The organism is Gardnerella sp. 30-4 (assembly GCF_001641215.1).
GTDB lineage: Bacteria > Actinomycetota > Actinomycetes > Actinomycetales > Bifidobacteriaceae > Bifidobacterium > Bifidobacterium leopoldii.
In genome coordinates, this window is record NZ_LXJL01000098.1 from 1 (window position 1) to 7,924 (window position 7,924).

At 41.6% G+C, this 7,924-nt stretch carries 4 protein-coding genes; all 4 read right to left on the reverse strand.

Annotated features, from left to right (window positions below):
- Positions 1–8: 8 nt before the first annotated feature.
- Entirely contained in the window at positions 9–2,036 is a 2,028-nt protein-coding gene (locus A5294_RS05510) for a ribonuclease J (RefSeq protein ID WP_004118687.1), read from the reverse strand.
- A gap of 154 nt (positions 2,037–2,190) precedes the next feature.
- Entirely contained in the window at positions 2,191–3,585 is a 1,395-nt protein-coding gene (locus A5294_RS05515) for an MFS transporter (protein ID WP_064340656.1), read from the reverse strand.
- Positions 3,586–3,645: 60 nt separating this feature from the next.
- A complete protein-coding gene (locus A5294_RS05520) occupies positions 3,646–4,332 on the reverse strand; it encodes a GNAT family N-acetyltransferase (RefSeq protein ID WP_004107272.1) in 687 nt (228 codons plus the stop codon).
- A gap of 181 nt (positions 4,333–4,513) precedes the next feature.
- Positions 4,514–7,924, reverse strand: a 3,411-nt coding sequence (locus A5294_RS05525; protein WP_064340657.1) for an ATP-dependent DNA helicase, incomplete at its 5' end; no start/stop codon positions are given.

The window sequence follows — 7,924 nt, forward strand, 5'->3', positions numbered from 1 at the left end:
ATTTTTCATTATTCTTGACTATTTTTTGCAATATCCGCAACTACCGGAACGAGCATAGGCTTCCTGCGTAAAGCGCGAGCCACCCAACTGCCCAATGTGCGTCGCATAATTTGCTGCAATTTATAAGTATCGTGCTCGCCGCGCATCATAGCATCTTGCAACTGTTCAACAATTTGATGACGAACCTTCTCAAAATCAGCCTCGTCTTCAGCAACAGCATTCAAGAAAATCTTTGGACCAGAAACCACGTCAGCGTGCTCTGTATCAACTACAACAAAGCTCGAAACGAAACCTTCCGTGCCCAAAATTCTGCGCTTTTCAAGCTCTTCATCTGTAAGCTCACCGACAGAATCACCATCAACATACACGTAACCGCATGGCACAGAACCAACAACTGCAGCATTGCCATGATACAAATCCACAACATCGCCGTCTTCAGCAAGCACAACGTTATTTGGATCAACGCCAGTTTTTACTGCAATCAATCCGTTTGCAACCAAGTGACGATGCTCACCATGAATTGGCATGGCGCACTTTGGCTTCACAATGTTGTACAAGTACAGCAACTCGCCTTCATTGCAATGACCAGACACGTGGATAGCAGCATTATCTTTGTTAATTACGCGCGCACCCAACTGCACAAGCTTATTAATAACTTTGTAAACCTCATGCTCATTGCCTGGAATAAGCGAACTTGCAAGAATAACAGTATCGAATTCGTTAACAGTAATATCTCGGTGACTGCCATCTGCAATACGCCCAAGCGCAGCCATAGGCTCACCTTGTGAACCAGTGCACATGTATACGAGCTTGTCATCCTGAATATCCTTCGCCTGTTTTAAGTCAACAACAGTATTTTCAGGAATATGCAAGTAGCCTAAATCCGCAGCAATTGACATATTGCGAACCATCGAGCGACCAACGAACACAACTTTGCGCCCAAACTTATGCGCAGCGTCAACCACTTGTTGCACGCGATGAACGTGACTTGAGAAGCTAGCAACAATAATTTTGCGCGTAGCTTCAGCAAAAGCGCGATCCAAAGCCGGACCAATCGAAGTTTCAGGCTTCACAAATCCTGGTACTTCAGCATTAGTGGAATCAGCCATAAGCAAATCTATGCCTTGCTCACCTAAACGCCCGAACTCAACTAAATCAGTAATGCGATGGTCAAGAGGAAGCTGGTCAAGTTTAATATCTCCAGTATCAATAAGCGTTCCGGCTGGAGTTTTTACGCACACAGCGAGCGCATCTGGAATAGAATGCGTAACAGTAATAAATTCAAGGTTAAACGGACCGACTTTCATCTTATCGCGACCTTCTACGCGAATAAGCTCCGGATCAATATGATGCTCTTTGCACTTAGCTTCCACAAAAGCAAGAGTTAGCTTTGAACCAATTAACGGAATGTCGGGACGCATTTTAAGAAGGTAAGGCACACCACCGATATGATCTTCGTGACCATGCGTTAAAACCAATGCCTCAACTTTGTCTAAGCGATCTTGAATGTAGTGAAAATCTGGGAGAATCAAATCAACGCCTGGCTGCTCTTCTTCTGGGAATAGCACACCACAATCGATAAGCAGAATATGACCGTTATATTCAATTACGTTCATATTGCGGCCGATTTCACCCAAACCACCAAGCGGTACGATTCGCATTGAGCCTTTACGATACTTTGGCGGCGCAATAAGCGCACCTTCTCTTTGATCGTTAACTACAGGAGGAAGAACATTTCCTGTTCTACGAGTTGATGACTTTGCGTTTTCTGTTTTAGTTTCTTTGTTGAATTTAGCTTTTTTAGTTGATTTAGTTTTAGCAGATTTTACATCTTTAGTAGATACTGATTTAGTTGAAGTATCAGAAGACATTTTTTTATTCACTTTTTTCACCGACTGTCGAATTTGCTTAGACGACGCAGAAGATTCTTGGTTATTAAGAGAACGCATATTATCAGCGTCAGATTGCAACGCATCGCGTACTACTTCAGCAAGAATTTCCTCAGTACGTTCATCATATTCTATTTTCATATTCATCTCACTACATCTTGCGATATTGCGCACTTCTTTCTAGTGTACCGTTAGGACTCAACTCAGCTTTTGTTACTGAAACGGCAGAAACTTTACAGCGGCGTAAAGAAACTGCCGTCCCCTAGCCAAAAAGCGGCAGAAACTTTACACGCGTGCGCAGTTAATGTCGCTTTTTAAGCACCATTACAATAAACCAGCCGAACGTTGCGATAGGTATAGCTGCCATTGTTGAAATCCACGGAACCATCATTCCGGCATGCGAATTCCACGAGTCTATTGCAGCTCCAGCAGCCATCGAACCTAAAGAACAGCCGACAGCAGACGCAGTTGGTAGCCATGAAAGACCTTCCGTAAGCGATTCTTCAGGGACAGTTGCTTTAACGATAAGATTTCCAGTAGCAAAAATTGGCGAAACGCATAAGCCGGAAAGCACTTCAAAAACGCTCATAAGCATAAGTCTGTCAATATTAAGACTCATAAGCACAAATCCAACAGTTAAACCAGTCAAAAATACAATCAAATGCGACCAATTAGAACCGCGGAATTTATGCGATCCAAAAATAATCGCTCCCACAAGCGAACCGCATGCAAACAATGCCAGCTGCATACCAATAAAATGATCAAGTCCTTGAGCTTTCATTGCAGCTGTTACAGACACGTCAAATGCACTAAAACTCATATTAAACACAACAAACATGAGCACTAGCGGGATAATACCGCGGTAAAGCAGCACGTTTTTGCCACGCTTTTTTGAGTGATGATTGTGCAATTGCTTAAGACTAAATTTGTCTGCAAATGAGCGTTTCGGTTCTTGCTTTTGAGATTCCGCATAATCTTTAGAAATTTCATCTTCTTTTTGAGAAGCGATTAATACATCAACGTCTTCAGCTGTAGCAGTTGGAACTTCCACTACTTTAAGCACAGCAGGTTGAGTATTTTTTAGAGAAAAGAACCAAGCTCCGCCCAATCCACTTGCAAATACTGGCACGAATAATTGCGAAACAGGATGCACAGAAGTTGCTAACCACGCAGCTAAAATAGGTCCTAATATAAACACAATTTCATCGATACCAGATTCCAACGCATAAGCAACGTTTAATAAAGAATCGTCATCTTCTGCACGCAATGTATAAGCCCAACGAGTACGCACCAACGCGCCAAAAGCAAACTGAGTTACGCCCATCACAATTGCTAGCACAAAAAGCAAAACAAGAGGAACCTTAAATAACGCTGCACATGCAAAAGAAATCATAGCGATTACTTGTGCACTTAGCGCAATAACTCCAACTTTACGCTGACCAAAACGGTCGAAAAGCTTAGCATACACAGGAGTTACCGCAGCTTGTGCAAGCACATACGACGCAGACATTGCTCCAGCAATAGTCCAGTTGTTATACAAATGGTTTAATGCAAGAACAATCCCCAACGCAATCATAGACATCGGCAAACGCGCAATCGCGCCTGCTACACAAAACGCTTTAGCTCCATTAAATGAAAATAATCTAGAATATTGAGAAAATACCGATGCTTTCTTAGTTGCCGTTTGCGACGACATATATTTCTTTGCTCCTTTTGTCAAGCAAGTCACGCACGTTATACATTTGCATATTTTTTATTAGCACGTTTTAGAACGAGCATTCGCTTGCTTTGAACGAACTCTCGGCTCACCTGAGTAAATATACAAGTCATCCACCAAAGATTTCACGTTCTTAGCTTCATAAGGATGATCCGAACGCATAAAAGAAGCATCTCTTCTAAGCCCGTGATAATCATAAAAGCTTACGTCGCACGCTGAATCAGTATGCAAATAGTAACGATTTACGCCATTATTTCTTAGCATATGCATTGTTCGCTTCCACAAGCCTCCACCGACACCATGCCCACGAGCATCCGGAGATACAAGGAAAAGCTCCAATTCCGCTTGAGTTAAATTATTAATATGAGATTTTGCTTCAAGTTTAGTTTCCAACGCGCGCATGCCATACGCTTCTTCTAAAGCGAGAGCATAGTTTTTGTCACAATTTTCTTTCATTGCGGCTTCTTGCTCGCGAAGCATTCTCCCTACTTCTGGAAATAAAACAGGTGCGCCAAAAACTCGCGCCAAAAGCAGACCCATAAACTTACCGTCTACTTCAGCAATAGTACCATGCGTTGAAGGTTCCAAGTAATGCAACACACATCTTCGAGAAAGACTTAACGAAGCATCTTTCCCAACTTCTTGCGCAATACCCCAAGTACGTTCATATTCTTTAACCATTGCATCAATATCGCTGAGTTTTACAGAACGAAATTCAACAGTCATGATTCTTCCTTACTTCATACTCAAATCGATGTTGTGCGTATGCCCGCCCACACACACTGCACGAGGAATCTGCACGTTTTCGAAGTGATGCACGATGCGTTTCAATCGCGGCGCAAAATACGTTACAGCAAACAAAAATTGCAGCAAATAAATTGCGGCAAAATGATTGCAATAGCAACATTTATGCGTCATCATCATCGAGGGAGATTAACGTGTCAGAGTGTAACTCGGCAAGGATCTCATCTTTCGTTTTTTGCTCGGCATGAATTTCCCGTTCACATTCATCCGATATGTTCACATAATAAAGGGTGGCATCGATAGCATCAAGCGGAACCTTAGTCATAAGAGACAGAAGCAGACGATACCAGTCAAGCTGACCAAGTTTAAGCGCAATATCTTGTGGCTTGGTTGGTTTTCTACCGGTTTTCCAATCGACTATCGTGTACAATTTGCTTGGATCTTCTGGATTTAAACCACCTGCGAATATTGCGTCGATTTTGCCATTAATAATTTGATCGCCTAATTCTGGAACATGAGCTACAATCGGCTGCTCTGCTGCTATAGGACGGCGATGCGCCCATTTTGATGTTATTAAACGCTGCTTCCATATCAACAATTTGCGCTCAGAAGATTTTGCATTTTGCGAAATCTTCTCGCAAGTTCCAGCAACGTTCTCATCAATATTCTCGCCAACGTTCTCATCAACGTCATACTGAATAGAATTTTTATTCACACAACCAGTTTTTATAAACTGTTCAGCCCAGGCATGAAAACGAGTTCCCAAATCAGAAGCAGGCGAAGAAACACTAGGAATAGGGCGAATAATTGCCATCCATTCCTTTCGCAAACGCTTAGCATCCGCATCATCAAAATCTTCATTCGCGCGCGAATAATTATTACGAAACATAGCGCGCCTTTGCACAGCAGTCACATTGACATTTTCAACATTAGAAAGCTGCTCTGCTCTGTTTTTTAACTCTTGAATGTTGCAATACCAATCAATTTTCGGCATTAAATCCGCATCTTGTAGCAAAGCTTGAGCTTTGTAAAGCAAAGAATTATCTTTTGAAATACCAGAAACTTGATTACTAATTTTTGAATTTACAACGTCTTGCGCAGATTTTTGCAATACACTACGTATAGCTTCACTAGATGCACTCGGCCAAGATAATTGCTTCTTATTATCTTCAGTTGGAATAGAGCTTTCCTCGCTAAATAATTGCGCAAGTTGCGAAGCTGACTCCCCTACAACATAACCTACTTGATTTGAAGAATCTGAAACCTTAGCTGTGACCTGAACCGGAGATTCTTCAGATCCGCGCATTGAATCATACATTTCCTGCCAAAAAACAGAAGGTTTTTTAACTCTAGAAGTTGAAATATTTGAAGATTCATCTACAGAAGAAGCTGCACCATTGGCAGAATTTTCTTTATTCTCAACAATGCTCATAGCATTAGACTGGCTGCAAGTGAGCAATGCTGCGAATTTAGCACGCGTCAAAGCAACATACATAAGGTGACGCTCGTCAATGTGCAAAGCGCGCCCACGCTCCTCGACTTGCGAAAGAGGCAATGTGCCAGTTTTCATTACAGCGTCATACACTTTGCTAGCTTCTGAAGGAATCGCTTCTACTGGAGCCTGCTCATGCTCATGGAACTTTTCTGCCAAATCAAACATTTCTCTAGCTCTTGAACCATAAACTTCTGCGTCGATATCGTCTACAGTTAACATATTTTTCAAAGATTTTTGAGGTTCCATGCTAGTTTCAAGATCAACATCGTGAGGGAATCTTGGCAATATATTTGCATCCACTCTCATAGAAACAGGCACTTTTGCAGCAACTTCGAGCGTTGCGTATGCCCTTTCCCTGTACACGCCACTTTGTTGCGTTGCTATTACGCGCAAATTATCGCCTTGATTACTTGGGAACACGCCTTCATTAAGCCCAACTATCGCTACAGCAGGCCATTCCAAACCTTTCGATTGGTGAATAGTCATTAATACGACATCCGCAGGTTCATCCACTGAAGAAGGTTGATCGTTAATTTTGTCTATATTGAAAATCCAAGACATAAACCCATGCAAAGTAGGAGTTGTAAAATCGCTCATTTCTTGCAAATACGCGTCTGCTAGTAGACAAATAGAATCGACAGTAGAGTGCATATCGTCAAGAAGCGTTGCATTAGAGGAAGTATCATTCATAAGCGCACGAGATAGCGCAACGTCAATATCAACGTTAAGCGTTTCTACAGCAACGCGCATAATATCTTGCAAAGAGCCAGATTGAGCACGTTGTATTGCATGAATCATTTGCCCTATTCTTAACACTGCTACATAAGCTTTAGAGCTTAAATTATTTTTTAGCTCAGAAAGCAAATTATTGTCGTTTTTGTCGTTATTTTTTGCTTCTTCGCTTAGTTGAGTTTCGTATGCTTCAAGCAAAACATCCGCCACAAAAACTCCACCATGAATACTATTGGTTTGCGAAGCTTGAGATTGCTGTTCTCGAACAACTTGCGACCACTTAGAGCGAGGAGTTTCAGCGTCTACTAAACCTGCTTGCACTAAAGCACGAAAAACATATTCGATATTCTTTGATGTTGCAATATTAGCTATAGCAGCCAAATCGTCAGTATTAAGCGCAAAACGAGGAGTTGCAAGCAATCTCATCAAAGCTTGAGTATTTGTGTGATCTGCAACAACAGAAAGAAGAGCTAAAACATCTCGAATTTCTGGTTTTTCAAGCAATGCAGAATACCCAACAGTAAGAGTGCGCAAACCTGCTTTTTGTAATGCTTCTTCATATAACGGAATATTATTTTTGCTACGGAAAAGAACTGCAACTCTAGCAGATGCAGAATTAGTATCGTCGTTTTCAGATAGCGCATTATGTTTTACATATTTTACAAAACGCACAACGGCTTCTACTTCTTGATATTGCGTAGGCATATTTAACACACCAAAAGTACCTTTTGGCGCATTATCTAAGTATTGCAAGTTTTTCACTTCTACTTCTGTAGCAAGTGAACTACTATGACGAAGCGGAGGCACTCGCAAAGGTTTCGTAATAGAATTTGCAGCTTTTAATATAAGCTGCGAATTACGTCGCGTTCTTGTAAGAGAAAACTCACTTGACTGGTCGATATTTAGTGCTTGCTCAAGCTTTCTGAAAGCTCCGGAACTAGCTCCTCTAAACGAGTAAATAGCTTGGAAGGGATCACCTACTGCAGCAATATGCGTTTGTTGAGTAGTTAAAAAGTCTTGATTTTCACTAGTTTTCGCAACAACGCTAGCTTCTTCAACACCGCTAGTTTTTTTATGAAACAGCGTTGCAATCAGCATTGCTTGAGTGGTAGAAGTATCTTGATATTCGTCAAGCAAAACTTGGCTGTATTGGCGGCGATACTGCTCTGCAATAGAAGGAAAATGCGTCACCAAACGGTATGCAGCAATAGTAAAGTCGCTAAATTGCGCCATATTTGCGCGCTGCTTTGCTGCGTCAAAAGCCAAAACTAATTCAAGTAATGCATTGCGCTTCTTAGCAGCTTCAAGCAAGTTATTACAAGATTCATAACACTTATTTTTTAATGT